This is a genomic window from Streptomyces sp. NPDC060184 (assembly GCF_042728795.1).
Lineage (GTDB): Bacteria > Actinomycetota > Actinomycetes > Streptomycetales > Streptomycetaceae > Streptomyces.
Genome location: NZ_JBHWYX010000014.1, coordinates 18396 through 43670, shown reverse-complemented (window position 1 = coordinate 43670; position 25275 = coordinate 18396). Strand labels below are relative to the sequence as shown.

General features: G+C 71.8%; 24 protein-coding genes. 19 read left to right on the top strand and 5 right to left on the bottom strand.

Translation table 11 applies throughout. The annotated features are described in order from the left end of the window. Positions 1 to 83 precede the first annotated feature (83 nt). A complete protein-coding gene (locus ACFWEE_RS12100; protein ID WP_386888493.1) occupies positions 84 to 914 on the top strand; it encodes a sulfurtransferase in 831 nt (276 codons plus the stop codon). A gap of 75 nt (positions 915 to 989) precedes the next feature. Here ACFWEE_RS12100 and sepH read toward each other — a convergent pair whose 3' ends face one another. Next, positions 990 to 2033: a septation protein SepH gene (gene sepH / locus ACFWEE_RS12095; RefSeq protein WP_386888492.1), complete on the bottom strand. Its 1044-nt coding sequence runs from the start codon at positions 2031 to 2033 to the stop codon at positions 990 to 992. A 529-nt stretch (positions 2034 to 2562) separates the two neighbouring features. Here sepH and ACFWEE_RS12090 point away from each other — a divergent pair. Beyond that, positions 2563 to 3648 (top strand): hypothetical protein, encoded by a 1086-nt coding sequence (locus tag ACFWEE_RS12090; protein WP_386888491.1) that lies wholly within the window; start codon positions 2563 to 2565, stop codon positions 3646 to 3648. A gap of 92 nt (positions 3649 to 3740) precedes the next feature. On the opposite strand, the gene ACFWEE_RS12085 is transcribed toward ACFWEE_RS12090, so the two are convergent. Next, the gene (locus ACFWEE_RS12085) at positions 3741 to 5057 is read right to left on the bottom strand and encodes a D-arabinono-1,4-lactone oxidase (protein ID WP_386888490.1); all 1317 of its coding nucleotides are present in this window, start codon (positions 5055 to 5057) and stop codon (positions 3741 to 3743) included. A 258-nt stretch (positions 5058 to 5315) separates the two neighbouring features. Here ACFWEE_RS12085 and ACFWEE_RS12080 point away from each other — a divergent pair, with 258 nt between their 5' ends. Continuing rightward, entirely contained in the window at positions 5316 to 6443 is a 1128-nt protein-coding gene (locus ACFWEE_RS12080) for a ferrochelatase (RefSeq protein WP_386888489.1), read from the top strand. 88 nt (positions 6444 to 6531) lie between these two features. After that, complete coding sequence (locus ACFWEE_RS12075) at positions 6532 to 7332, top strand: inositol monophosphatase family protein (RefSeq protein ID WP_386888488.1); 801 nt, start codon at positions 6532 to 6534, stop codon at positions 7330 to 7332. A 184-nt stretch (positions 7333 to 7516) separates the two neighbouring features. Here ACFWEE_RS12075 and ACFWEE_RS12070 read toward each other — a convergent pair whose 3' ends face one another. After that, positions 7517 to 7690 (bottom strand): hypothetical protein, encoded by a 174-nt coding sequence (locus tag ACFWEE_RS12070; protein WP_327178405.1) that lies wholly within the window; start codon positions 7688 to 7690, stop codon positions 7517 to 7519. A 380-nt stretch (positions 7691 to 8070) separates the two neighbouring features. Between ACFWEE_RS12070 and ACFWEE_RS12065 the strand changes: the two genes are divergently transcribed. The 4 genes from ACFWEE_RS12065 (at position 8071) to ACFWEE_RS12050 (ending at position 11658) form a co-directional block, all read left to right on the top strand. Continuing rightward, a complete protein-coding gene (locus tag ACFWEE_RS12065; protein ID WP_145808652.1) occupies positions 8071 to 8724 on the top strand; it encodes a response regulator transcription factor in 654 nt (217 codons plus the stop codon). An 8-nt stretch (positions 8725 to 8732) separates the two neighbouring features. After that, positions 8733 to 9974 carry a sensor histidine kinase gene (locus ACFWEE_RS12060; RefSeq protein WP_386888487.1) on the top strand — a complete coding sequence of 414 codons (1242 nt, stop codon included), beginning with the start codon at positions 8733 to 8735 and terminating at the stop codon, positions 9972 to 9974. A 406-nt stretch (positions 9975 to 10380) separates the two neighbouring features. Beyond that, the gene (locus tag ACFWEE_RS12055) at positions 10381 to 10677 is read left to right on the top strand and encodes a DUF4193 domain-containing protein (protein ID WP_003965732.1); all 297 of its coding nucleotides are present in this window, start codon (positions 10381 to 10383) and stop codon (positions 10675 to 10677) included. A gap of 12 nt (positions 10678 to 10689) precedes the next feature. Beyond that, positions 10690 to 11658, top strand: coding sequence for a hypothetical protein (locus tag ACFWEE_RS12050; RefSeq protein WP_386888486.1), 969 nt, complete (start codon positions 10690 to 10692; stop codon positions 11656 to 11658). An 84-nt stretch (positions 11659 to 11742) separates the two neighbouring features. Here ACFWEE_RS12050 and ACFWEE_RS12045 read toward each other — a convergent pair whose 3' ends face one another. Next, the gene (locus ACFWEE_RS12045; protein ID WP_386888485.1) at positions 11743 to 12210 is read right to left on the bottom strand and encodes a DUF3093 domain-containing protein; all 468 of its coding nucleotides are present in this window, start codon (positions 12208 to 12210) and stop codon (positions 11743 to 11745) included. A 58-nt stretch (positions 12211 to 12268) separates the two neighbouring features. On the opposite strand from ACFWEE_RS12045, the gene ACFWEE_RS12040 reads away from it, so the two are divergent. The 11 genes from ACFWEE_RS12040 to ACFWEE_RS11990 all read left to right on the top strand — a co-directional run bounded on the left by ACFWEE_RS12040 (position 12269) and on the right by ACFWEE_RS11990 (position 24228). Beyond that, on the top strand, positions 12269 to 12853 hold the full coding sequence (locus ACFWEE_RS12040) for a PaaI family thioesterase (protein WP_386888484.1): 585 nt from the start codon (positions 12269 to 12271) through the stop codon (positions 12851 to 12853). Then, a complete protein-coding gene (gene dut, locus ACFWEE_RS12035; protein ID WP_327178410.1) occupies positions 12850 to 13380 on the top strand; it encodes a dUTP diphosphatase in 531 nt (176 codons plus the stop codon). The genes ACFWEE_RS12040 and dut overlap by 4 nt, the downstream gene beginning before the upstream one ends. Before the next feature lies 1 nt (position 13381). After that, the gene (locus ACFWEE_RS12030; RefSeq protein ID WP_386888483.1) at positions 13382 to 14152 is read left to right on the top strand and encodes a DUF3710 domain-containing protein; all 771 of its coding nucleotides are present in this window, start codon (positions 13382 to 13384) and stop codon (positions 14150 to 14152) included. 391 nt (positions 14153 to 14543) lie between these two features. Then, positions 14544 to 14633 carry a K(+)-transporting ATPase subunit F gene (kdpF, locus tag ACFWEE_RS12025; protein ID WP_078075662.1) on the top strand — a complete coding sequence of 30 codons (90 nt, stop codon included), beginning with the start codon at positions 14544 to 14546 and terminating at the stop codon, positions 14631 to 14633. 6 nt (positions 14634 to 14639) lie between these two features. Next, positions 14640 to 16304, top strand: coding sequence for a potassium-transporting ATPase subunit KdpA (gene kdpA / locus ACFWEE_RS12020; RefSeq protein WP_386888482.1), 1665 nt, complete (start codon positions 14640 to 14642; stop codon positions 16302 to 16304). Positions 16305 to 16330: 26 nt separating this feature from the next. After that, positions 16331 to 18427: a potassium-transporting ATPase subunit KdpB gene (kdpB, locus tag ACFWEE_RS12015; RefSeq protein ID WP_386888576.1), complete on the top strand. Its 2097-nt coding sequence runs from the start codon at positions 16331 to 16333 to the stop codon at positions 18425 to 18427. A gap of 5 nt (positions 18428 to 18432) precedes the next feature. Further along, the gene (locus ACFWEE_RS12010; RefSeq protein WP_386888481.1) at positions 18433 to 19101 is read left to right on the top strand and encodes a potassium-transporting ATPase subunit C; all 669 of its coding nucleotides are present in this window, start codon (positions 18433 to 18435) and stop codon (positions 19099 to 19101) included. Between the two features lie 302 nt (positions 19102 to 19403). Further along, positions 19404 to 21947 carry an ATP-binding protein gene (locus ACFWEE_RS12005; protein WP_386888480.1) on the top strand — a complete coding sequence of 848 codons (2544 nt, stop codon included), beginning with the start codon at positions 19404 to 19406 and terminating at the stop codon, positions 21945 to 21947. Between the two features lie 190 nt (positions 21948 to 22137). Next, the gene (locus ACFWEE_RS12000) at positions 22138 to 22830 is read left to right on the top strand and encodes a response regulator (protein WP_327178415.1); all 693 of its coding nucleotides are present in this window, start codon (positions 22138 to 22140) and stop codon (positions 22828 to 22830) included. A 231-nt stretch (positions 22831 to 23061) separates the two neighbouring features. Continuing rightward, the gene (locus ACFWEE_RS11995; protein ID WP_386888575.1) at positions 23062 to 23412 is read left to right on the top strand and encodes an OB-fold nucleic acid binding domain-containing protein; all 351 of its coding nucleotides are present in this window, start codon (positions 23062 to 23064) and stop codon (positions 23410 to 23412) included. Between the two features lie 3 nt (positions 23413 to 23415). Next, positions 23416 to 24228, top strand: a complete 813-nt coding sequence (locus ACFWEE_RS11990; RefSeq protein ID WP_386888479.1) for a DUF3159 domain-containing protein — start codon at positions 23416 to 23418, stop codon at positions 24226 to 24228. Between the two features lie 142 nt (positions 24229 to 24370). Here ACFWEE_RS11990 and ACFWEE_RS11985 read toward each other — a convergent pair whose 3' ends face one another. Next, a complete protein-coding gene (locus ACFWEE_RS11985; RefSeq protein ID WP_386888478.1) occupies positions 24371 to 25231 on the bottom strand; it encodes a phytanoyl-CoA dioxygenase family protein in 861 nt (286 codons plus the stop codon). Between the last annotated feature and the right edge of the window lie 44 nt (positions 25232 to 25275).

The following is a 25275-nucleotide window of genomic DNA, read 5'->3' as shown; positions in this document are numbered from 1 at the left end:
ATTTTTCCGATACGGCGGTCTTCTCGTCCGCGTTCACGCGGACGCCACACACCCGGGCCGGTCGCTGCGCGAGGATGGCCCTCATGAAGCCCATCATCACCGCATCCGCATACGCGGGCGAGTCGGCGGGACCCCGCCCGCCCGTGCTCCTCGACGTCCGCTGGCAGCTGGGCGGCCCCCACGGCCGGGCCGCGTACGAGGAGGGTCACCTCCCCGGTGCCGTCTACGTCGACCTGGACACCGAGCTGGCCGGACCCGCCGGAGCCGGTGGCGGCCGTCATCCGCTGCCCGACCCGGAGAGCTTCGGCGCCGCGATGCGCAGGGCCGGGGTCTCCCCGGACCGGCCCGTGGTGGTCTACGACGGCGGCCAGGGCTGGGCGGCGGCCCGCGCCTGGTGGCTGCTGCGCTGGGCGGGGCACGAGGACGTCCGGGTGCTGGACGGCGGGCTCGCCGCGTGGGACGGCGCGCTGACCACCGACGTGCCGCGCCCCCCCGAGGGCGATTTCCAGCCGAAGCCCGGGGCGCTGCCGGTGCTGGACGCCGACGGCGCGGCAGCCCTCGCCCGTACCGGCGTCCTGCTCGACGCGCGCGCCGCCGAGCGCTACCGGGGCGACGTCGAACCGATCGACCGGGTGGGCGGCCACATCCCGGGCGCCCTCTCGGCCCCGACCGGCGAGAACGTGGACGAGGACGGCCGCTACCTGCCCGCCGGGCGGCTCGCCGAGCGCTTCGCCGCCCTCGGCGCCGCCGGGGACCGGGAGATCGGCGTCTACTGCGGCTCGGGCGTCTCCGGCGCCCACGAGGTCCTCGCCCTGGAGATCGCGGGACTGCGGGCGGCGCTGTACCCGGGCTCCTGGTCGGAGTGGTCCTCCGACGAGTCGCGCCCGGTCGCGACCGGACCGGAGCCCCAGTAGGGCACGCGGAAAAGCCGGAGGGGCCGCATGCGCGGCGCGTGCGGCCCCTCCGGGCGGTCCGGTGGGTCCCGGGCCTCAGTCCTGCTTCTTGCGCCGGGTCCCGAAGACGATCTCGTCCCAGCTGGGCACCGCGGCCCGGCGGCCCGGACGGACGCCGTCCGCCTCCGCCTGACGGTCGGTGGTCCCGGTGAGGCGGTCCCGGTGACCCGCGACCGCGCGCGGCATCAGCACGTCGGCGTACGCGGACCCGGCACCCGCCGACGCCGCGGCGGCCGGCGGCTCGTCCGCCGCGGGCTCCTCGGCGGCGGGCTCGATCGCCGCGGGCTCCGGCTGCGAGGGCCGCTCCGGTACGACCATGTCGCCCCGGAAGCTCGGCACCGCCTCCAGCAGGCTGGTCAGCGAATCGCGTTCGGCGGCCGTCGGGGCGGTGAACTCCTCCGGTTCGGCGTGCCGGTCCATCTGCCGGTCCAGGGCCCGGTCCAGCGGCCGGTCACGGGGCAGCCGGGCGATCCTCGGGACGAACGGGAAGCTCGGCTCCGGAGCGGTCGCGTCCGACTCGCCGATGAGGGAGCGCGCCTCGTCGTCGACGGCCTGGACCAGCCGCCTCGGCGGGTCGTAGGTCCAGCTCGCCGAGTGCGGTTCGCCCGCGACGCGGTAGACCAGCAGCACTTCCCAGGTGCCGTCGTCGCGGCGCCAGGAGTCCCACTGAACCGTTTCCTTGTCCGCGCCGCGCAGCAGCAGACGCTCCTGCACCGCGTCGCCGAGCTGGGGGCCGGTGTTCTCGCCGGGACGGCGTACGGGAGTCTTCCGGGCCCGCTCGGCCATGAAGGCGCGCTCCGCGAGCACGGGGCCCTCGAAGCGGCGGACACGGTCGACGGGAATCCCGGCGAACTGGGCGACCTCCTCGGCGGAGGCACCGGCTCGTATCCGGGCCTGGATGTCCCGCGGGCGGAGGTGGCTCTCCACCTCGATCTCGATCTGTCCGAGCCGCGCGCGGTCGTTGCGCACCGCGGCACGGAGACGCTCGTCGATCGGAAGCGTGTACTCCGTGCTGTCCGCAGCCTTGAGCACCAGTCGTGTGCCGTCGTTGGAGACGGCCACGACACGCAGTTCGGGCATGGGGACCTCCCGGGTGGTGCCTGCCGACGTCACGTGCGTCGCTGCTTCCGCTAGTCGAGTGTGGCCTGCCCGGGTGCAGCCTGCCACAACCTTGCCAAGTTGCCCGGCGTGTGTCGGGCCTTGGCCCTGGTACGCCTTCGTGACACGGTTACCCATGGTGACGCAGAACGACCTGTGCGGTCGCCCTGTGCAACGAGTCTCCGTGCGATGCGTCGGCGCCGCCGGTTCGAGTGCCGTCTTCGGCCCCCTCCCGCAGGACCCGGATCACCCTTGCGGGAGTCCGGCCCCAGGGCTCGTCACAGTACTCCATTCGGGCCACCGGGGTGGACCGGCACGCCGTCCGAGTTGTCGACGGGTGTCCTTGGTGACGGTGGTTGACGGCGGGCATGAGGGTGGAGATACCCATTCGCCGTCCGTTTGCCCCTGGCGCGTGTCCTGCTTCACAGAATCACCAGAAACGGAACTATCCACTCCGCCCAAAGGTCTCTTCCTGGTGCAGGGTGGGAGAGATGCCGAGCAAGGGCTGGTCATGGTGGAAAAGCCGGAAGGCGACACGGAACAGAAGGAAAGGCGCATAGACCTGAACGTGCCGCAGGTCGCCGGCAGCGCCGTGGCCGCGGTCGCGGCTGCCGTGGCGGCCTCGCAACTGGGGGTGTACGGGACGATCCTGGGTGCGGGCGTGATGAGCATCGTCGCCACCTGCGGAGGCTCCGTCTTCCAGCACTTCTTCCGTCGCACGGGCGAGCAGATCCGCGAAGTCACCGTGCAGGTGACCAATCCGGGGGGCCGCCAGGTCGCCGTGCGGACCCGCGAGACGACGCGCGGCCGACGCGGCGCCGCGTCCGTCCCGGCGGACGGCGACGCCGATCCCGCCGTCACCCGGGTGATCGACCGCGCGCAGGCGATCGGCAGCACCCGGCTGCTCGGCGGTGCCGTGCCGGTGGACCCGGACCGGACGCGGATGCTCCGCCGGTCCGCCGGGGAGGACTCGGACCCGACCCGGCTGCTGCGGGCCGTCCCCGCCCCGGCGGACCAGCCGGACGACGCCACCCGGCAGCTGCGGGTCACCGGACCCGGCCTGGCGCCGGGGGAGTACGGACCCGGCGAGGGGTTCTCGGCGGCGACCACCCACGGCACCGCCCGCCGCAGCCGGCGGAAGCCCGTCGTGGCGGCCGTCGTGGTCTTCGTGGTGTCGATGCTCGGGATCACCGGGTTCGAGCTGGTCTCGGGCAACGACCTCAGCGGCGGCAACGGTACGACCGTGGGCTCCGTCGTCCGGGGCGGCGACGCGCGTACGGCCGATCCGCAGCCGTCGACGGGTACGGAGTCCGGCACCGGCGAGGAAGAGCCCGGCGCCGGACCGAGCGCCACCCCCGGCACCGGTACCGGCCAGGACGGAGACGGCGCCTCGGCCCCCGCGACCACCGACGACGGCGGCGCGGCCACGACCCCCGCCCCCTCGCCGACCGACGGCGCCACCACCCCGGCGCCCTCGGGGACGCCGACGCCCGCTCCGTCCGGCGACGGCGCGAGCACCGCGCCCGAGCAGACCGCCGAGAGCACCGGCACGGTCACGCAGGACCCCGCCGCCGGAGGCGACACCGGCGGGGAGTGACCCGCACCCGCATGCGTACCCGGCCACCGGCGGAGCCCCGGCCGCCGCCCCCTGAGGCCGGCGGCCGGGGCTCCGTCCCGTGCGGCGGCCCATCAGTCGCCCAGCACGCGCCGCAGGTAGTCGTTGCCGAACAGCCGGTCCGGGTCGAGCCGGTCGCGTACCGCCGTGAACTCGCCGAAGCGCGGATAGGCCTCCGCGAGGTAACCGGCGTCCCGGGTGTGGACCTTGCCCCAGTGCGGGCGGCCCCCGTGCGCCGTCATGATCCGCTCGACCGCCGTGAAGTACGCCTGGTGGGGCGTGCCCCGGTAGAGGTGGACGGCGATGTAGGCGCTCTCCCGGCCGGACGCCGTGGAGAGGGCCATGTCGTCGGCGGGCGCGGTGCGGACCTCCACCGGGAAGCTGACCCGCAGCGGCGACCGGTCCACCATCGCCTTGACCTCACGCAGCGCGGCCACGGCCGCCTCGCGCGGAAGGGCGTACTCCATCTCCACGAAGCGCACCCGGCGCGGACTGGTGAACACCTTGTAGGGGATGTCGGTGTACGTCCGGGCCGACAGGGCCCGGCTGGAGATCCGGGCGATCGAGGGGATGGCCGCCGGAAAGGCCCGGCCCACCGAACAGGCCACCTGGAAGATCCCGTTGGAGAGGAGCTCGTCCTCGATCCAGCCGCTGATCCGGCCGGGCGGGGCGGAGGGACCCGCGCTGCGGTTGTTGCGCTTGGTGTTGCAGTTCCCGGTGTGCGGGAACCAGTAGAACTCGAAGTGCTCGTTCTCGACGACCAGCTCGTCGAAGCCCGAGGTCACCGCGTCGAACGTCATCGGCTCCTCGCGGGCGGTCAGCAGGAAGACCGGTTCCACGGCGAAGGTGATCGCGGTGATCACGCCCAGCGCGCCGAGCCCGATCCGTGCGACCGCGAAGACCTCGGGGTTCTCCCGCTCGGAGCAGTGCAGCACCGTGCCGTCCGCCGTGACCAGCTCCAGGGCCCGGATCTGCGCGGCGATGGACGCGGAGTCGCGCCCGGTGCCGTGGGTGCCGGTGGAGGTCGCTCCGGCGACCGTCTGCTCCATGATGTCGCCCATGTTCGTGAGCGACAGGCCCTCCCGGGCGAGAGCGGCGTTGAGCCGCTTGAGCGGAGTGCCCGCCTCCACGGTGACGGTCATCGCCTCGCGGTCGATCCCGCGGATGCCGGTGAGCAGGTCGGGGCGGACGAGCACCCCGTCGGTGGCGGCCGTCGCCGTGAAGGAGTGGCCGGTGCCGACCGGTTTCACCCGCAGCCCGTCCTCGGCGGCCCGGCGCACGGCGGCGGCGAGCTCGTCCACGGAGGCGGGCGAGACCTCCCGTACCGGCCGCGCGGTGACGTTCCCCGCCCAGTTGCGCCACGCGGTCGTCGTCGCGTCGGTGCTGGTCATCTTCCCCACGCCTTCCCGTCTGCGCCGGCCCGCGAGCCGCCGCCGAAACCGGTGCGGCGAGGGCCTTCGTGGTGATCCGCCGACGGTGCGAGCGAGGCCCGGGGCATGGAGCGTCACGGCCGGGAACGGCGTGCTCCCGGCCAGTTGGAGGGGGATCATACTCACGGCCGCGCGGCAGAACGTCCGCCCACCCCGCCCCGGCGGTCCGGGCGGATGTCGGTTGCGATGCTCCCGTCGGCGGATGGCAGGATCAAAGCCATGTCCGATCTGCGCGACCCCGCCCCCTACGACGCCCTGCTGCTGCTCTCCTTCGGCGGCCCCGAAGGCCCGGACGACGTGGTTCCGTTCCTCCAGAACGTCACCCGCGGCCGGGGCATCCCCGAGGAGCGGCTGAAGGAGGTCGGAAAGCACTACTTCCTCTTCGACGGCGTCAGCCCGATCAACGGCCAGAACCGCGACCTCCTGGAAGCCCTGCGCGAGGACTTCGCCGCCCACGGCCTGGACCTGCCGGTGTACTGGGGCAACCGCAACTGGGCCCCGTACCTGACCGACACCCTCCGCGAGATGACCGAGGCCGGGCACCGCCGCGTCCTCACCCTCGCGACCAGCGCCTACGCCTCCTACTCGGGGTGCCGGCAGTACCGCGAGAACCTCGCCGACGCGCTGGAGACCCTGCGGGCGGAGGGCCTGACGGTGCCGCGCGTGGACAAGCTGCGCCACTACTTCAACCACCCGGGCTTCGTGACCCCCATGACCGACGGGGTGCTCGCCTCCCTCGCGAGCCTCGGCGACGAGGAACGCGCCGGGGCGCACCTGGCCTTCACCACGCATTCCATCCCGGTGTCGGCGGCCGACACCAGCGGACCGGTGGAGGACCACGGCGACGGCGGCGCCTACGTCGCCGAGCACCTCGACGTCGCCCGGACGATCGTGGACGCGGTGCGCGAGGAGACCGGCGTCGCGTACCCCTGGCAGCTCGTCTACCAGTCCCGCAGCGGCGCCCCGCACATCCCGTGGCTGGAACCCGACATCTGCGACCACCTGGAGACCCTGCACGGCGACGGCGTCCCGGCGGTCGTGATGGTCCCCATCGGGTTCGTCTCCGACCACATGGAGGTCCTCTACGACCTCGACACCGAGGCCACCGCCAAGGCCGCCGAGCTCGGGCTGCCCGTCCGCCGGTCCGCCACCGTCGGAGCCGACCCGCGCTTCGCCGCCGCCGTCCGCGACCTCGTGCTGGAGCGCGCCGCCACCGAACAGGGGTACCGCGTGGACCGCTGCGCGCTCGGCGCCCTCGGCCCCTCGCACGACCTCTGCCCGGTCGGCTGCTGCCCGGCGAGGACCCCGAAGCCGGCCGCCGCGGGTGCCGACAGCCCGTTCGCCTGACCGCGGCGCCCCGGCCCGCAGCCGGGCGGGCCCCCACCCGCCGTCCCACCGCCGACGCCCATGCCCGACCCCGACTCCTGGGAGTGCCGTGACCGACCCCCTGCTCGCCGAACTCCTCGACCTCGCGCGGACCGCCGCCACCCGCGCGGGCGCCCTGCTGCGCGACGGCCGCCCCGCCGACCTGGGGGTGGCCGCCACCAAGTCGAGCCCCATCGACGTCGTCACCGAGATGGACATCGCCGCCGAGAAGCTGATCACCGGCTACCTCTCCGAGCACCGCCCCGAGGACGGCTTCCTCGGTGAGGAGGGCGCGAGCCGCGAGGGCACCAGCGGCGTCCGCTGGGTCATCGACCCGCTGGACGGCACGGTGAACTACCTCTACAACCTGCCGACCTGGGCGGTCTCGATCGCCGCCGAACTCGACGGGGAGCGGGTCGTGGGCGTGGTCGAGGCGCCGATGCGCGGCGAGACCTTCCACGCGGTACGCGGCGGCGGCGCGTACGTGAACGGCACCGCGCTGCGCTGCCGCCCCGCGCCGCCGCTCGACCAGGCGCTCGTGTCGACCGGGTTCAACTACGTGGCGACCGTCCGCACCCACCAGGCCGACGTGGCCCAGCGGCTCATCCCCCGGCTGCGGGACATCCGGCGCGGGGGCTCGGCCGCCATCGACCTGTGCGACGTGGCCGCCGGTCGGCTCGACGGCTACTACGAACGCGGACTCCACCCCTGGGACCTGGCCGCCGGTGACCTCGTCGCCCGCGAGGCCGGCGCGCTCACCGGCGGGCGCCCGGGGCTGCCGGCCGACGGGGACCTGACGGTCGCCGCCTCGCCGGGCGTCTTCGAGCCTCTTCAGACGATCCTCGAAGAGCTGGGCGCCTGGCACGACTGACGCCGCCCGGACCCGGACACGTGAGAACGCCCGCCGCTTCCTCCTGGAGGAGGTCCGGCGGGCGTTCTCACGCGGTGCGGGTGATCCGGGTGGTGCGGGTGATCCGTGGTGCGGCTCGGTGGTGCTGAGGCCTGGTGGTGCGGCTCGGTGGTGCGGCGGCTCTGTGCGGCGTCGGTCGGACGGGTCAGACGGTGGTGGCGCCGGTCTCGACGCCGTGTTCGGCGGCGAGGCGCAGCAGATCGTCCAGCTCGCTCTGTTCGACGTCCGCGAGGAAGTCGTCGCCCGTCTCGCGGGCCCGGGTGAGGTCGGACTCGGTCGTCCTGATGCGGTGGAGCAGACCTGCGGTGAAAGCGTCCATGAAGCGCCCCCTCGGCGTGGGTCGGTGGCACGGGGGTGTGCCGGGATTTCTCGGGCCTGGTCCCGAGTGCCGTCGGTCACGCGGCCCCTCCGGGAAAAGGGACGGCAGTGGCGAGCCACGTACGTGGCGTGATCGCGGGTGTAAATGCGTCCTCCCCGGGCCCGCGGAGGGAGAAACCTCAACTCGCCCGTGAATATGCCCCCTTCTTCGATTCTCCTCGAACCCGCAGGTCGCCGGGGGCTGCCTTACCGCCGGTTTATGGGTGTTGCGGGCAGGATGGTCGCGAACAGTCGGCCCGACGTGCCCCGGGAGGGGCCCGGCCGGGCCCCTCCCGGACGTGCGGAACGTCCGCGGGACGACATCTGAGAAGGGACAGTGCCGTGCGCGTACTCGTCGTCGAGGACGAGCAGCTGCTCGCCGACGCGGTGGCCACCGGACTCCGCCGTGAGGCGATGGCCGTCGACGTGGTCTACGACGGAGCGGCGGCCCTGGAGCGGGTCGGGGTCAACGACTACGACGTCGTGGTCCTCGACCGGGACCTCCCGCTCGTCCACGGGGACGACGTCTGCCGCAAGATCGTCGAGCTGGGCATGCCCACCCGGGTGCTCATGCTCACCGCCTCCGGGGACGTCAGCGACCGGGTCGAGGGGCTGGAGCTGGGGGCCGACGACTACCTCCCCAAGCCGTTCGCCTTCAGCGAGCTGACCGCGCGGGTCCGCGCGCTGGGCCGCCGTACGACGGTGGCGCTGCCGCCCGTCCTGGAGCGGGCCGGCATCAAGCTCGACCCCAACCGCCGCGAGGTCTTCCGGGGTGAGCAGGAGATCCAGCTCGCGCCGAAGGAGTTCGCCGTGCTGGAGGTGCTGATGCGCAGCGAGGGCGCGGTGGTCTCGGCCGAGCAGCTGCTGGAGAAGGCGTGGGACGAGAACACCGACCCCTTCACCAACGTCGTCCGGGTGACCGTCATGACGCTGCGCCGGAAACTCGGTGAGCCTCCGGTCATCGTGACCGTCCCCGGTTCCGGTTACCGGATCTGAGCGACCCGATGGCCACGTCCTCGGCGCCGCTGACGGCGCCTCCGAAACCCACCTGGGACCCCAAGCAGCAGGACCCCACCTCGCCCTGGCTGCGCCCCACCATCCGGATACGGCTGACGCTCCTCTACGGCGGGATGTTCCTGATCGCGGGCATCCTGCTGCTCGCGATCATCTACATGCTGGCCGCGCAGGCCCTGCACGACGCGGGAGGCCCCGCCTTCCAGGTGTCCGGCACCAACGTCCGGATCTCCAGTACGACCTGCCCGCAGCTGGCCGCCTCGCAGAACAACGACCAGCTCAACGACGCCATCAAGGCCTGCACGGCCGCCCAGCGCCAGCACGCGCTGGACAGCCTGCTGAACCGGGCCCTGCTGGCGCTCGTCGGGCTCAGCATCATCGCGTTCGCCTTCGGCTACGCGATGGCGGGCCGCGTCCTGTCGCCGCTCGGCAAGATCACCCGTACCGCCCGCCGGGTGGCCGGGACCGATCTGTCGCGCCGGATCGAACTGGACGGACCGGACGACGAGCTCAAGGAGCTCTCGGACACCTTCGACGAGATGCTGGACCGCCTGGAGCGCGCGTTCACCGCGCAGCAGCGGTTCGTCGGCAACGCCTCGCACGAGCTGCGGACCCCGCTGGCGATCAACCGCACCCTGCTGGAGGTCCATCTCTCCGACCCGGCCGCGCCGCCCGAGCTCCAGCAGCTCGGCAAGACGCTGCTCGCCACCAACGAGCGCAGCGAGCAGCTGGTGGAGGGGCTGCTGCTGCTCGCCAGGAGCGAGAACCAGATCGTCGAGCGGAAACCGGTCGATCTGGCGGAGGTCGCCGAGCGCGCCCTCGACCAGGCGCGCGCGGAGGCGGCCCAGAAGGGCGTGGAGATCCGTGGCGAGCGCGCGCCCGCCGTCGTCCAGGGCAACGGCGTCCTGCTGGAGCGGATCGCCCTGAACCTCGTCCAGAACGCCGTGCGCTACAACGTCCCGGAGGACGGCTGGGTGGAGGTCACCACCCACTTCGGACCCGGGCAGGCGCTGCTGGTGGTCTCGAACACGGGGCCCGTGGTGCCCGCGTACGAGATCGACAACCTCTTCGAGCCGTTCCGGAGGCTCCGCACGGAGCGGACGGGGAGCGACAAGGGGGTCGGTCTCGGCCTGTCGATCGCCAGATCCGTGGCGCGGGCCCACGGAGGCCGTATCATCGCGGAGCCCCGAGAGGGGGGCGGTCTCGTGATGCGTGTCACCTTGCCCGTCTGAAAAGCGCCACGAAGCGATCAGGGGGAGGGTCCATCGCTTTCGCTTTGAGCGGAATTTTCGTGATGCGTCACCGGTTTGTCCCTGTGTGATCGATCACAGGGGCCTCAGGGGACGCATCTACTCTCCGTGAGCCCCCTCCGGGCGTAAAGCCGGGAAACGCCCGGGTTTTCGGGGGGTGGTATCACGGGAAGTACACGGGGTGGCACCCGTGAACCCCGGCATCCGGACCGTGTACGGTCCCCTTCGCCACCCAAGCCGACCGCTCGACAGCGGCCGGTTCGGGTGTCGATTGAGTAACAGACCTTGATGTGAGGCAAAATCTCCGCCTCAGGTCGGGCACAAGTCCGGCCTCTCACGCGTTACGTGCGCTGAGACACCCGCAGACACCCAAGAGGGGGAGAGCGACATGGCAACGGATTACGACACCCCACGCAAGACCGACGACGACGTCGATCAGGACAGCCTGGAAGAGCTGAAGGCTCGGCGGAGCGACAAGACCGCGTCCGCCGTCGACGTCGACGAGTTCGACGCCGCGGAGGGCCTTGAGCTGCCCGGCGCGGACCTGTCCAACGAGGAACTCGCCGTTCGCGTCCTGCCCAAGCAGGCCGACGAGTTCACCTGCATGAGCTGTTTCCTCGTGCACCACCGCAGCCAGCTGGCTCGCGAGAAGAACGGCCAGCCGATCTGCCGCGACTGCGACTGAGGCAGGCCCGCCGTGACAGGCGACAGACCGTTCCGGAAGCGGCGCTCACCGCGCAGTGGAGGGCCGGAGGCGAATGAGGGCGGTACGGGCCCGGCAGAAGGCTTGAGTGCCCCTGACGGGCGTCACAAGGCCCCGCACGACCCCTCCGGCACGGCCGACGACGAGCGGGGCCATCCGGCCTCGCTCGAAGTGGCCCCGGCGGCCGGCCTGCCGGACGGGGCCGGACAGGCCGGGGAGACCGGAGACCACGGGACCCCGGCACCCGCAGCGGCCCCGACCGGGCCGCTGAACGCTTTGAAACGGGGAGTGCACAAGGGCGGGGAGAGCGCGAGGGCGGTCGCCGGACATCTGGCCGACCGGATCATCGACACGGCGCCCCGTGTCCCCGTGCGCGACCTCGCCACGCTCCGCCGCCACTTCCCGGGACTCGGTCCCGAGGAGATCGCGGACCGCCTGATCGCGGGCGCGAGCAAGGCCACCGCGGCCGTGGGCGCCGGCATCGGGGCCGCGGCCATGCTGCCCGTACCCCCCGCCATGCTCGCCGAGCTGGCGGCGGAGATCACCGGGGTCGCCGCGATCGAGCTGAAGCTCGTCGCCGAACTCCACGAGGTCTACGGCAGGCGACCCCCGGGCAACCTCGCCCAGCGCAGCACCGCCTACCTCACGTCCTGGACGGAGGAGCGCGACATCGACGTCACCCGCCCCGTCACGCTCAACGCGGCCCTGGGCGGCCAGATGAGACGCGAGCTGCGCCAGCAGATCATGAAGCGCATGGCGCGCGACCTGCCCAATCTCATCCCCCTGATGATCGGCGCGGCCGTGGGCGCGGCGCTGAACCGCCGCGACACCAGGAAACTGGCCGGGCACATCAGGAAGGACCTGCGGAAACACCAGGTCCCCTGGGACCGGCTCGCCGGGCTTCCCGCGCTGGAGCAGCCCGCCGACCCCACTGTCATCCCTCCGGAGGCGGAGGGGCGCTGAGGGCCGCGCGAGCCGCCCTCTCCCCGTACGGCACGGCCGGACCGGACCCGCGGGGCCGGTCCCGGGCCGCGAGGCCGCTCGCTCTCAGTCCCGCGCCGCGACCGGCGACGTGGAGAGCGCCGCGATCAGGGCCTCCGGCTCACGGGTCGAGAGGTAGAGATAGGGCGTGGGGTCCGCGGGGTCGGTCACCTTCACCTTCACCGCCGTGGGGATGTAGCCACGCAACAGCATGAAGGCGCGGGCGTCCGCCTTGTACGTGCGCCAGGCGCGTGCCTCCTCCGCGTCCAGCGCCTCGGCGTCCCCGAGCGCCGAGAGCGGAATCCGCGCCTCCCCGGCGACCAGGGAGTCCGCGACCACCCGGATGCGGACGGAGCCGTACGAGCTGACCACGACCGCCGTCGCGGCCGTGCCGCCGACCAGCCCCGCGAGCAGGAACAGGCCGCCGAGCGGCAGGAGCATCAGCGCGCAGGCCACCCCCACCCCGAGGGCGATGAGCCACCAGGTGCGGGGTGCGGTGAGGCGTTCGTCGAAGGGCGGTACGGAAGGCTGCATGGGAACAAGCTTGGCACGGCGAGACCCGCGGTCGGGCTCGCGGGTAAGGTCTGCGCGTGTGAGTGGAACATCTGCAGCTCTGACACCCCCGGCCGACGCGGTGGCACCCGTCCGGCACCCCGAGGCGCCCGCGCCCGGGCAGCTTCTCGGCTCGCACTACGAACACTGTTTCGGCTGCGGCGGCGAGCAGCCCCACGGCCTGCACCTCGCGGCCCGGGCCGGCGAGGGCGTGAGCGTGACCGCCGAGTTCACGGTCCGTCCCGAGCACCAGGGCGCGCCCGGCCTGGCGCACGGCGGGGTGCTCGCGACGGCGCTGGACGAGACGCTCGGCTCGCTGAGCTGGCTGCTGCGGGTCATCGCGGTCACCGGCCGGCTGGAGACCGACTTCTCCGCGCCCGTGCCGGTGGGGACCGTGCTGCACCTGGACGCGCGGGTCGTCGCCGTGCACGGCAGGAAGATCTACTCGACCGCCACCGGCCGGATCGGCGGCCCCGAGGGCCCCGTCGCGGTGCGGGCCGACGCTCTCTTCGTCGAGGTGAAGGTCGACCACTTCATCGACAACGGCCGCCCCGACGAGATCCGCGCGGCGATGGCCGACCCCGACCAGATCAAGCGTGCCCGAGCCTTCGAGGTGAACCCGTGACCCGCCCTCCCGTCGACGTCCTTCTCCGGCGCCTGGATCCGGAGGTTCCGGTTCCCGCGTACGGACACCCCGGCGACGCCGGTGCGGACCTGGTGACCACCGAGGCGGCGGAACTCGCCCCGGGGGAGCGTGCGGTGCTGCCCACCGGCGTGTCGATCGCCCTGCCGGACGGCTACGCGGCCTTCGTGCACCCCCGCTCGGGCCTCGCGGCCCGCTGCGGAGTAGCCCTCGTGAATGCCCCGGGGACGGTGGATGCCGGGTACCGTGGGGAGATCAAGGTGATCGTCGTCAACCTCGACCCGCGCGAGCCCGTGCGGTTCGAGCGTTTCGACCGGATTGCCCAGTTGATCGTCCAGCAGGTCGAGAAGGTGCGCTTCCACGAGGTCGCGGAACTTCCCGGCTCGGCACGGGCCGAAGGGGGATTCGGGTCCACCGGCGGTCATGCCGCGGTGGACGGTGTCGGGGGCGGTATCACCCCGGGTGGGAACAACTACGCTTCGGTCGTATCCGACCGGGAAGGACAGTGACGTGTTCGGACGTCGCAAGAAGAGTGGTTCCGCCGAGGACGCGGTGGACGAAGCGCGCGAGACCGAGCAGGTCGCCGACGAGCTCGATGGTGCCGACGACGCGGTGAGCGCCCGTCGGACGAACCTTCCGCCGGCCCCGCGGCCGGACGGACCCTGGGACGTCTCCGAGGTCTCCAGGCCCGGCGAGGGCCGGGTCGACCTGGGCGGGATCTTCGTGCCCGGAGTCGAGGGCATGGAACTCCGGGTGGAGGTGGCCGGCGACGCGATCGTCGCCGCCACCGTGGTGCTGCGCGACAGCGCGGTCCAGCTGCAGGCCTTCGCCGCCCCCAAGAAGGAGGGCATCTGGGGCGAGGTCCGCGAGGAGATCGCCTCGGGCATCACCAAGCAGGGCGGGATCATCGACGAGGTCGAGGGCCCGCTCGGGTGGGAGCTGCGCGCCCAGGTACCCGTACAGCTTCCCGACGGCAAGAACGGCGTCCAGCTGGTGCGCTTCGTCGGCGTCGACGGGCCCCGGTGGTTCCTGCGCGGCGTGATCTCGGGCCAGGGTGCCGTGCAGCCGCAGGCCGCGGGCCTCCTGGAGCAGATCTTCCGGGACACCGTGGTCGTCCGCGGCGAGGGCCCGATGGCCCCCCGCGACCCGATCGTCCTCAAGCTCCCCAACGACGCCCAGATGGTGCCCGAGGGAGTCCAGCAGGAGGAGCAGGAGAGCTCCAAGTTCTCCGGCGGCATGGGCCAGCTCCAGCGCGGACCGGAGATCAGCGAGATCCGCTAGATCCGCTGGATCCGCTCGCGCGGTCCGTACGGGCGGACGGTTTTTTCAGGCCGGTGGGCCGCACCCCCTTTGCACCGGGGGTGCGGCCCACCGGCTTTTCCCATGCGTGCACGCCCGCGGTCGCGCGGGTGGTTTCGCGTGCCACCACGTGCCGCGCCGGGCCGGTCGTCAGGGGCGCGTATCGGCCACGTAAGGGCGCCGTCAAGGGAGCGCCCGTCCTCGTATGGAAGGCATCAACGGGGGCGTCAAAAGCTCTGGCCGGAGGTTTGCTCGTCACGTCCGAGAAACCGAACCTCATCTAGGAGCACACGATGGCCGACGTGGCCTTCGTCGTCACCACGATCGCGGTCTTCGCGCTGGTGGCCCTCATCGCCAGGGGGGTGGCGAAGCTGTGACTGCCGAGAACATCGTCGGCCTCGTCGTGGCCGTCGCCCTGCTGGGCTACCTCGTCCTCGCCCTTCTGTACCCGGAGAGGTTCTAGCCCGACATGAGTCCCGTCCTTGCCGGTGTGCTCCAGCTGCTCGCGATGATCGTCGCACTGGGCCTCGCCTACCGCCCCCTCGGCGACCACATGGCACGCGTCTACTCCTCCGACAAGCACCTGCGCGTCGAGAAGTGGATGTACCGGGCCATCGGCGCCAACCCGAACACGGAGATGCGCTGGCCCGCCTATCTGCGCGGCGTCCTCGCCTTCTCCGCGGTGAGCCTGCTCTTCCTCTACCTGCTCCAGCGGCTCCAGGGCAGCCTGCCCGGTTCCCTCGGATTCGTCTCGATCGACCCGGACCAGGCGTTCAACACGGCGGCGTCCTTCGTCGCCAACACCAACTGGCAGTCGTACTACGGCGAGCAGGCCATGGGCCACGTCGTGCAGACCGGCGGCCTCGCGGTGCAGAACTTCGTCTCCGCCGCCGTCGGCATGGCCGTCGCCGTCGCGCTCGTCCGCGGCTTCGCCCGGTCCCGCACCGGTGAACTCGGCAACTTCTGGGCCGACCTGGTCCGCGGCACCGTCCGCATCCTGCTGCCGATCGCGGTGATCGGCGCGCTGGTGCTGGTCGCGTGCGGCGCCCTCCAGAACTTCTCCGGCATCCACGACGTCGGCCAGTTCATGGGCGGCTCGCAGCAGTGGAACGGCGGCGCGATCGCCTCGCAGGAGGTCATCAAGGAGCTGGGCACGAACGGCGGCGGTTACTTCAACGCCAACTCGTCCCACCCCTTCGAGAACCCCAACGGCTTCACCAACCTCTTCGAGGTCTTCCTGATCCTCGTCATCCCCTTCGCGATCACCCGCACCTTCGGGCGGATGGTCGGCTCGCTCAAGCAGGGCTACGCGATCCTCGCGACGATGGGCGTCATCTGGGTCGGCTTCACCGCCCTGATGATGTGGACGGAGTTCGCCCACCACGGCCCCGCGTTCGACCTCGCGGGCGGCGCGATGGAGGGCAAGGAGAACCGGTTCGGCATCGGCGGCTCCTCGATCTTCGCGGTCGCCACCACGCTCACCTCCACCGGCGCGGTCGACTCGTTCCACTCCTCGTTCACCGGCTTCGGCGGCGGCATCACCCTGCTGGGCATGCAGCTCGGCGAGATCGCCCCCGGCGGGGTCGGCTCCGGCCTCTACGGCATGCTGATCATGGCGATCATCGCGGTGTTCATCGCCGGTCTGATGGTCGGCCGCACGCCGGAGTACCTGGGCAAGAAGATCGGCACCCGCGAGATCAAGCTCGCCGCCTGCTACATCCTGATCGTCCCCGCCCTGGTGCTCGGCTTCACCGCCGTGGCGATGGCCCTGCCCACCCCGCCGAACTCCATGACGAACACGGGCGCCCACGGCTTCTCCGAGATCCTCTACGCCTACACCTCCGGCGCGAACAACAACGGCTCCGCCTTCGCGGGCCTGAACGCCGACACCCAGTGGTTCAACACCACCATCGGTCTCGCGATGCTCCTCGGCCGGTTCATACCGATGGTCTTCGTGCTGGCCCTGGCCGGCTCGCTGGCCGAGCAGAAGCCCGTACCGGAGACCACCGGCACCCTCAGCACCCACAAGCCGCTCTTCAGCGGCCTGCTGGTCGGCGCCATCATGATCGTCACCGGCCTGACCTACTTCCCGGCCCTGGCCCTGGGCCCGCTCGCCGAGGGGCTGGCGTCATGACCACACGAACCCCGCAAGAGGACACGATGTCCACCCTGACCACGGCACCCGCACCGCACCCGGACGAACCGGCGGACCAGAAGCCCGCGGCCCGCGTCGGCGGAGGATTCTTCGACCCGAAGCAGCTGCTCACCTCCTTCCCCGAGGCGGTCCGGAAGCTCGACCCCCGGGTGATGGTCAAGTCCCCGGTCATGTTCGTCGTGCTGATCGGGTCGGTCTTCACCACCGTCCTCGCGGCCACGGACCCCACCGACTGGTTCGGCTGGGCCATCACGGCCTGGCTCTGGCTGACGACGATCTTCGCCAACCTCGCCGAGGCGGTGGCCGAGGGCCGCGGCAAGGCGCAGGCCGACACCCTGCGCAAGGCCAAGACCGACACGGTCGCCCGCCGGCTGGACGGGCCGCGCGAGGAGCGCGTCCCCGGCACCGAACTGCGCATCGGCGACCTGGTCGTCTGCGAGGCCGGTGACGTCATCCCCGGCGACGGTGACGTCGTCGAAGGCGTCGCCTCCGTGGACGAGTCCGCGATCACGGGCGAGTCGGCGCCGGTGATCCGTGAGTCCGGCGGTGACCGCAGTGCCGTCACCGGCGGTACGAAGGTCCTCTCCGACCGCATCGTCATCAAGATCACGACGAAGCCGGGCGAGACCTTCATCGACCGGATGATCAATCTGGTCGAGGGCGCGGCGCGGCAGAAGACGCCGAACGAGATCGCGCTGAACATCCTGCTGGCGTCGCTGACGATCGTCTTCCTGCTCGCCGTGGTGACCCTGCAGCCGTTCGCGGTCTACGCGGGCAGCAAGCAGTCGATGATCGTGCTGGCCGCGCTGCTGGTCTGTCTGATCCCGACCACGATCGGTGCGCTGCTCTCCGCGATCGGCATCGCCGGGATGGACCGGCTGGTGCAGCGCAACGTCCTGGCCATGTCCGGCCGGGCCGTCGAAGCCGCGGGCGACGTGTCGACGCTGCTGCTCGACAAGACCGGCACCATCACCCTCGGCAACCGCCAGGCCGCCGAGTTCCTCCCGGTCACCGGGGTGACCGAGGCGGAGCTCGCCGACGCCGCGCAGCTCTCCTCGCTCGCCGATGAGACCCCCGAGGGCCGCTCGATCGTGGTCCTCGCCAAGGACCGGTACGCGCTGCGCGAGCGCCACCGCGGTGAGCTCTCGCACGCCGTCTGGGTCGAGTTCACCGCCCAGACCCGCATGTCGGGCGTGGACGTGGACGGCCGCTGCGTCCGCAAGGGCGCCACCGGCTCCGTGGTGACCTGGGTCAAGGAGCGGGGCGGCACCGTCGCGGACGACGCCCAGACGCTGACCGACCGGATCTCGCAGGCCGGCGGCACCCCGCTCCTGGTGGCGGTCGACGACGCCGACGGCGCCCGGGTGCTGGGTGTGGTGCACCTGAAGGACGTCGTGAAGGAGGGCATGCGGGAGCGGTTCGACGAACTGCGCCGGATGGGCATCCGTACGGTGATGATCACCGGGGACAACCCGCTGACCGCGAAGGCGATCGCCGAGGAGGCGGGGGTCGACGACTTCCTCGCCGAGGCGACGCCCGAGGACAAGATGGCCCTCATCAAGCGGGAGCAGGCGGGCGGCAAGCTCGTCGCGATGACCGGCGACGGGACGAACGACGCCCCCGCCCTCGCCCAGGCCGACGTCGGCGTGGCGATGAACACGGGCACCTCGGCCGCCAAGGAGGCCGGGAACATGGTGGACCTGGACTCCAACCCCACCAAACTGATCGAGATCGTCGCGATCGGCAAGCAGCTCCTGATCACCCGGGGCGCGCTCACCACGTTCTCCATCGCCAACGACGTCGCGAAGTACTTCGCGATCATCCCGGCCATGTTCGCGGTGGTCTACCCGGGGCTGGACAAGCTCAACATCATGCGGCTCGACTCCCCGCAGTCCGCGATCCTCTCCGCCGTCGTCTTCAACGCGCTGATCATCGTCGCGCTGGTGCCGCTCGCCCTCAAGGGCGTCCGCTACCGGCCGGCCGGCGCGGACAGCATGCTCCGCCGCAACCTCGGGGTGTACGGCCTCGGCGGCCTGATCGCCCCGTTCATCGGCATCAAGATCATCGACCTGATCATCTCCCTCATCCCCGGAATCGGCTGATCGGCATGAACACCTCCGTAGGAAACACGACCCGGCTGCTGCTGGCCGGTCTGAGGGCGCTGCTCGTCCTCACCCTGGTCTGCGGCGTCATCTACCCGCTCGCGGTCACCGGTGTCGCCCAGGCGCTCTTCTCCCACAAGGCCAACGGCTCCGAGGTCAGCAGCGACGGCAAGGTGGTCGGCTCCGAGCTGATCGGCCAGCGCTACGACCTGCCCCTCAAGGACGGCCAGGAGACGGCGGACCCGGACCTCACGTGGTTCCAGCCCCGCCCGTCCAACGGCCTCGGCAGCAACAGCGTCAACACCCAGTACAAGATCATCCTCTCCGGGGCGACCAACCGCTCCGGCGACAACCAGGACCTGATCGACTGGGTCACCGCCGCCAAGGCCGCGGTCGTCAAGGACAACTCCGTCCCCGGCCACCCGGTCAGCCCCGACGACGTGCCGGCCGACGCCGTCACCTCCTCCGGCTCCGGCCTCGACCCGGACATCTCGCCCGCGTACGCACAGCTCCAGATCCGCCGCGTCGCCGAGCGCAACCACCTCGGCGTCGACCAGGTGACGAAGCTCGTCGACGACCACACCAGCGGACGCACCCTCGGCTTCATCGGGGAGCCCCGCGTCAACGTCCTCCAGCTCAACATCGCGCTGAAGGAACTCGTCAACGCCGGCTGACATCGCCGGCACGTGCTCCGGGGCCCGGCGGAGCCCCGGAGCCGCCCCGTGTCCCGCCCGGCCCACCTCCCCGGGCCGGGCGGGACACGCGGCTTCCGCGGTGTCCGGCGGATCGAGGCCGGACACCACCCAGTGCCGTCCAGGCACGGAACGGGGAGCGGGACACGCGGTGCGAGGCATCAGGGTTGCGTCAATACGCGCACCCTTCTCAACCGCCATCCGAAATGCCCGGATCTCCGGGAGTAGCGTCGTCAGTGGCTGCCGCACGGGCCGCAGCCCGCGCAAGAGAAGACAATGGGGCCATGGCACGCGGCAAGCTTCGTATCTACCTGGGGGCGGCACCCGGCGTCGGCAAGACCTACGCCATGCTCTCGGAGGCCCACCGGCGCATCGAACGCGGCACCGACTGCGTCGTCGCCTTCGTCGAGCACCACGACCGGCCCCGTACCGAGGTCATGCTGCACGGCCTCGAACAGATCCGGCGCCGCGAGATCGAGTACCGCTCGGCGGTCTTCACCGAGATGGACGTCGACGCCGTACTGGAACGGGCCCCCCAGGTCGCCCTCGTGGACGAACTCGCCCACACCAACGTCCCCGGCGCCCGCAACGCCAAGCGCTGGCAGGACGTCGAGGAACTCCTCCAGGCCGGCATCGACGTCGTCTCGACCGTCAACATCCAGCACCTGGAATCGCTCGGCGACGTGGTCGAGTCGATAACCGGCGTCCGGCAGCGCGAGACCGTCCCCGACGAGGTCGTCCGCCGCGCCGACCAGATCGAACTGGTCGACATGTCGCCCCAGGCGCTGCGCCGCCGCATGGCCCACGGCAACATCTACAAGCCCGACAAGCTCGACGCGGCCCTCTCCAACTACTTCCGCCCCGGCAACCTCACCGCCCTGCGCGAGCTGGCCCTGCTCTGGGTCGCCGACCGGGTGGACGAATACCTCCAGCAGTACCGGGGCGAGCACAACATCAGCTCCACCTGGCAGGCCCGCGAACGCATCGTCGTGGGCCTCACCGGCGGACCCGAGGGCCGCACCCTCATACGCCGCGCCTCCCGGATGGCCGCCAAGGGCTCCGGCAGCGAGATCCTCGCCGTCTACATCGCCCGCAGCGACGGCCTCACCTCGGCCTCGCCCAAGGAACTCACCGTCCAGCGGACCCTGGTCGAAGACCTCGGCGGCACCTTCCACCACGTCATCGGCGACGACATCCCCGCCGCGCTCCTCGCCTTCGCGCGCGGGGTCAACGCCACCCAGATCGTCCTCGGGTCCAGCCGCCGCAAGGCCTGGCAGTACATCTACGGCCCCGGGGTGGGCGCCACCGTAGCCCGCGAGTCCGGACCCGACCTCGACGTCCACATCGTCACCCATGACGAGGTGGCCAAGGGCAGGGGGCTGCCCATCGCCCGGGGCGCCCGGCTCGGCCGCGCCCGGATCATCTGGGGCTGGCTCGTCGGCGTCGGCGGCCCCGCGCTCCTCTCCGTACTGCTGCGCAGCATGGAGGACGGCCCGGGGCTCGCCAACGACGTCCTGCTCTTCCTCTTCCTGACCGTGGCCGCCGCCCTGCTCGGCGGCCTGCTCCCGGCGCTCGCCTCCGCCGCCGCCGGATCCCTGCTGCTCAACTACTGGTTCACCCCACCGACCCACACCCTCACCGTGCAGGACCCGGAGAACATCGTCGCCATCGTGATCTTCTTCGCGGTGGCGGTGGCGGTGGCCTCCGTGGTCGACCTGGCGGCGAGACGTACCCACCAGGCCGCACGGCTGCGCGCCGAGTCGGAGATCCTCTCCTTCCTGGCCGGCAGCGTGCTGCGCGGTGAGACCACCCTCGACGCCCTGCTGGAACGGGTCCGCGAGACCTTCGCCATGGAGTCCGTCGCCCTGCTGGAACGGCAGAGCGACGTCGAACCGTGGACCTGCGCAGGTTCGGTCGGACCCAGCCCGGTGACCCGGCCCGACGACGCCGACGTGGACATGCCGGTCGGCGACCACATGGCGCTCGCCCTCTCCGGCCGCGTCCTGCCCGCCGAGGACCGCCGGGTGCTCGGCGCGTTCGCCGCCCAGGCGGCCGTCGTACTGGACCGTCAGCGCCTGGTCGGCGAGGCCGAGAAGGCCCGCAGGCTCGCCGAGGGCAACCGCATCCGGACCGCCCTGCTCGCCGCCGTCAGCCACGACCTGCGCACCCCGCTCGCCGCCATCAAGGCCGCCGTCAGCTCCCTGCGCTCCGACGACGTCGCCTGGTCCGAGGACGACGAGGCCGAACTCCTCGAAGGCATAGAGAACGGTGCCGACCGCCTGGACCACCTGGTCGGCAACCTCCTCGACATGTCGCGCCTCCAGACCGGGACCGTCACCCCGCTGATCCGGGAGATCGACCTCGACGAGGTGGTCCCGATGGCGCTCGGAGGCGTACCCGAGGGGAGCGTCGAGCTCGACATCCCGGAGACCCTGCCGATGGTCGCCGTCGACCCGGGCCTGCTGGAACGGGCCGTGGCCAACATCGTCGAGAACGCCGTCAAGTACAGTCCGGACAGCACGCCCGTCACCGTGGCCGCCAGCACGCTGGGCGACCGCGTCGAGCTCCGGGTCTCCGACCGGGGCCCCGGCGTCCCGGACGAGGGCAAGCTGCGGATCTTCGAGCCCTTCCAGCGGTACGGCGACGCCCCGCGCGGCGCCGGGGTCGGCCTCGGCCTCGCGGTCGCCCGGGGGTTCGCCGAGTCGATGGGCGGCACCCTCGACGCCGAGGACACCCCCGGCGGCGGCATGACCATGGTGCTCACCCTCAAGACGGCGGCCGACTACGTACCCGCCAGCCAGGACCTGTCCCCGCAGGTCACCTCGTGACGCCGGAAGTGTGCGCACACCCCGGGGTGTGCGTGACGCCCGGCGTGCGTGTGGCGCGTGGGGTGCACGTGGCCCCCGGGATGTACGTGGCCCCCGGGGTGCGCGGGACGGCTGAGGGGGCCGTCACGCTCCCGACATCCGCGTGCAGCAGACTCTCTTCTCCCTACAGCAGCAGAAAGGCAGGACCGCGATGACCCGGGTGCTTGTGGTCGACGACGAGCCGCAGATCGTACGCGCCCTCGTGATCAACCTGAAGGCGCGGAAGTACGAGGTCGACGCCGCGCCCGACGGGGCCACCGCCCTCCAGCTCGCCGCCGCCCGCCACCCCGACGTGGTGGTGCTGGACCTCGGCCTGCCCGACATGGACGGCGTCGAGGTCATCAAGGGGCTCCGGGGCTGGACCCGGGTGCCGATCCTGGTGCTCTCCGCCCGGCACACCTCGGACGAGAAGGTGGAGGCGCTGGACGCGGGCGCCGACGACTACGTGACCAAGCCCTTCGGCATGGACGAGCTGCTGGCCCGGCTGCGTGCCTCGGTCCGCCGGGCCGAGCCGGTCGGCCAGGACGGCGCCGACGACGTGGTGATCGTCGAGACCGAGGGCTTCACCGTCGACCTGGCGGCCAAGAAGGTCCACCGCGACGGCCGTGACGTCCGCCTCACCCCCACCGAGTGGCACCTGCTGGAGGTCCTGGTCCGCAACAGTGGCCGCCTCGTCAGCCAGAAACAGCTCCTCCAGGAGGTCTGGGGCCCCTCCTACGGCACCGAGACCAACTATCTGCGGGTCTACATGGCCCAGCTCCGGCGCAAGCTGGAGGCGGATCCCTCGCACCCCCGGCACTTCGTCACCGAGCCGGGCATGGGCTACCGCTTCGAGCGCGGCTGAGCCCGTCGTACGGGCCGTGCACCCGGCGGCGCCGAGCCCGTCGCCGGGCTCGGCATCCACCCCTGACGAGCCCGGCGTACGCGGCCGTACACCCGAGGTCATGCACTCGTTCGAGTGAGTTTTCCGGAGCCCGCGCGTAGCTCGCGGGACCGGTACTCTTCGGGTATGAGTGCTGTTCCTCGATTCGACAAGGCCGGGAAGTCGGAGCGGTCCACCGGACGCTTCCGGCGCATGCTCGACCGCCTCTCCAGCTCCCAGGAGGACCTGGAGTCCGAGGAGCTCCAGGAGGACGCGCACGTGTCGGGGTGCACCCGCATCTCCGAATGCTCGGACCGCCAGATCGTCAAGGTGGCTGGTACGTTGCGGACCGTCACCCTGCGACCGCGTGCCGGAGTGCCCGCCCTGGAGGCGGAGCTCTTCGACGGCACCGCGCCGCTGGACGTGGTCTGGCTCGGCCGTCGCTCCATCGTCGGCATCGAGCCCGGCCGCCGGCTCATCGTCTCGGGCCGCGTCGCCATGAGCCACGGGCGCCGGGTGCTGTTCAACCCCACATACGAATTGCGACCGCTGGGCAAGGAGTAGCCGGTGACGTCTGACGACAAGCCGACGCACGACGGGGACCGTACCCCGGACACGGATCAGCAGGACGCGACGAACAGGGCGGTCACCGAGGCCGCCCTCTTCGAGGCGTTCGGCGGGGTCCGGGGGATGGTGGAGACCGTCCTGCCCGGACTGCTCTTCGTCACCATCTTCACCGTCAACAAGAACCTGCACGTCTCGGCCATCGCGGCCCTGGCGGTCTCGCTGCTGCTGGTCGTCGTCCGGCTGGTCCGCAAGGACACCGTCAAGCACGCCTTCAGCGGCGTCTTCGGCGTGGCCTTCGGCGTGGTCTTCGCGATGATCACGGGCAACGCCAAGGACTTCTACCTCCCGGGCATGCTCTACACGCTCGGCCTGGCACTGGCCTACCTGATCACCACCCTGGCGGGTGTCCCGCTGATCGGGCTGATCCTCGGCCCGGTCTTCAAGGAGAACCTCTCCTGGCGGACCAGGAACCCCGGCCGCAAGCGCGCCTACGCCAAGGCCAGCTACGCCTGGGGCCTCATCCTGCTCGCCAAGTGCGCGATCCTCTTCCCGCTCTACTGGTGGGCCGACACCGCGCAGCTCGGCTGGGTGCTGGTCGGACTGAAGATCCCGCCGTTCCTGCTCGCGGTGTACCTCACCTGGGTCTTCCTGGCCAAGGCGCCGGCCCCGATCGACGTCTTCGCCGAGATGGAGGCCGCCGAGCAGGCGGAGAAGGACCGCGAGGCGGAGCGCGCCGCGGAGCGGGCCCGCGAGGCGGAGGCCGAGAGCGTCCGGGGCGCGGAGACCGCGGCGGCGCGGAACCACGACGTCTGAGGGCAGCGGCACGCACACCGGCCGGAGGCGGCGGACACGTCCTGTGTCCGCCGCCTCCGGCGTTCGTTCCCGGCGTTCGTTCCCGGCGTTCGTTCCCGGCGTTCGTTCCCGGCGTGCGCTCCGGGCCTGTGTTCCGGGGCCCTCAGGCGTCGCCCATGACGAGGCCTTCGATGGTGTGCTTCTGGGTCACGGGCACCAGCACGTCGACGACCGCGCAGTCGAGGTGGCGCCGGACCCGCTCGGGGAGGCTCTCCCAGTACGGACGGGTCGCGGCGGTGTCGTGGCGTTCGCCGTTCGTGGCCTCCGGGCCGTCGACCCCGAGGACCAGCACGGGGCGCGGTTTCGCGGAGTGGTTGGTGGTGCCGCGGTGGACGGTCAGCGCACTGCGGGCCGAGATGTCGCCGCGCTTCGGGTACTTGCGTACGGCTCGTTCCTCGTAGCGCGGGTAGTGCGGCCGGGGCGGGAACATGCCGTGGCCGAACTCCGGGCTGTCGTCCCACTGGGTGCCCGGGGCTATCTCGAAGGGGCCCATGTCCTCCTCGGTGTCGACGGCCGTCACGTTGAAGGCGAGGGAGGTCAGCCGCCGCTCGGCGCGGGTCTCCTCGGGCATCGGGAAGTCCCGGTGCCACGGCTGGTCGACCGCCCCCGCGAGCGGCACGTCGAAGCCCAGCTCGACGATCCGGTAGCCGGGGCCGAGCACCGCCTCGCACACGGACCGCACCCACGGGTGCTCGACGAGGTCGACGAAGCCGCGCAGCTGCTCGGGGTGGATCTCCACGTAGTAGCGGTGCGGGCCGCGTCCGACCGCGCCGCCGGGCCGCCCGAGCGCTTCCTCGAAGGCCACCTCGATGTCCTCGCGGAGCCGGTCGGTCCACTCCGGGGTGAAGGCTCCCTTCCGCGCGGTGATGCCGTCCGTGTAGAGGGCCTCCACGTCCCGTGACACGTCGACGTCGAGGCCGGCCGTCGTGGGGCGGGGGTGGGCGTAGGGGGAGTACTGGGTCATCGGATGCCTCCTGTGGTGGTCGTACGGGGTGCGCCGGTGGACTG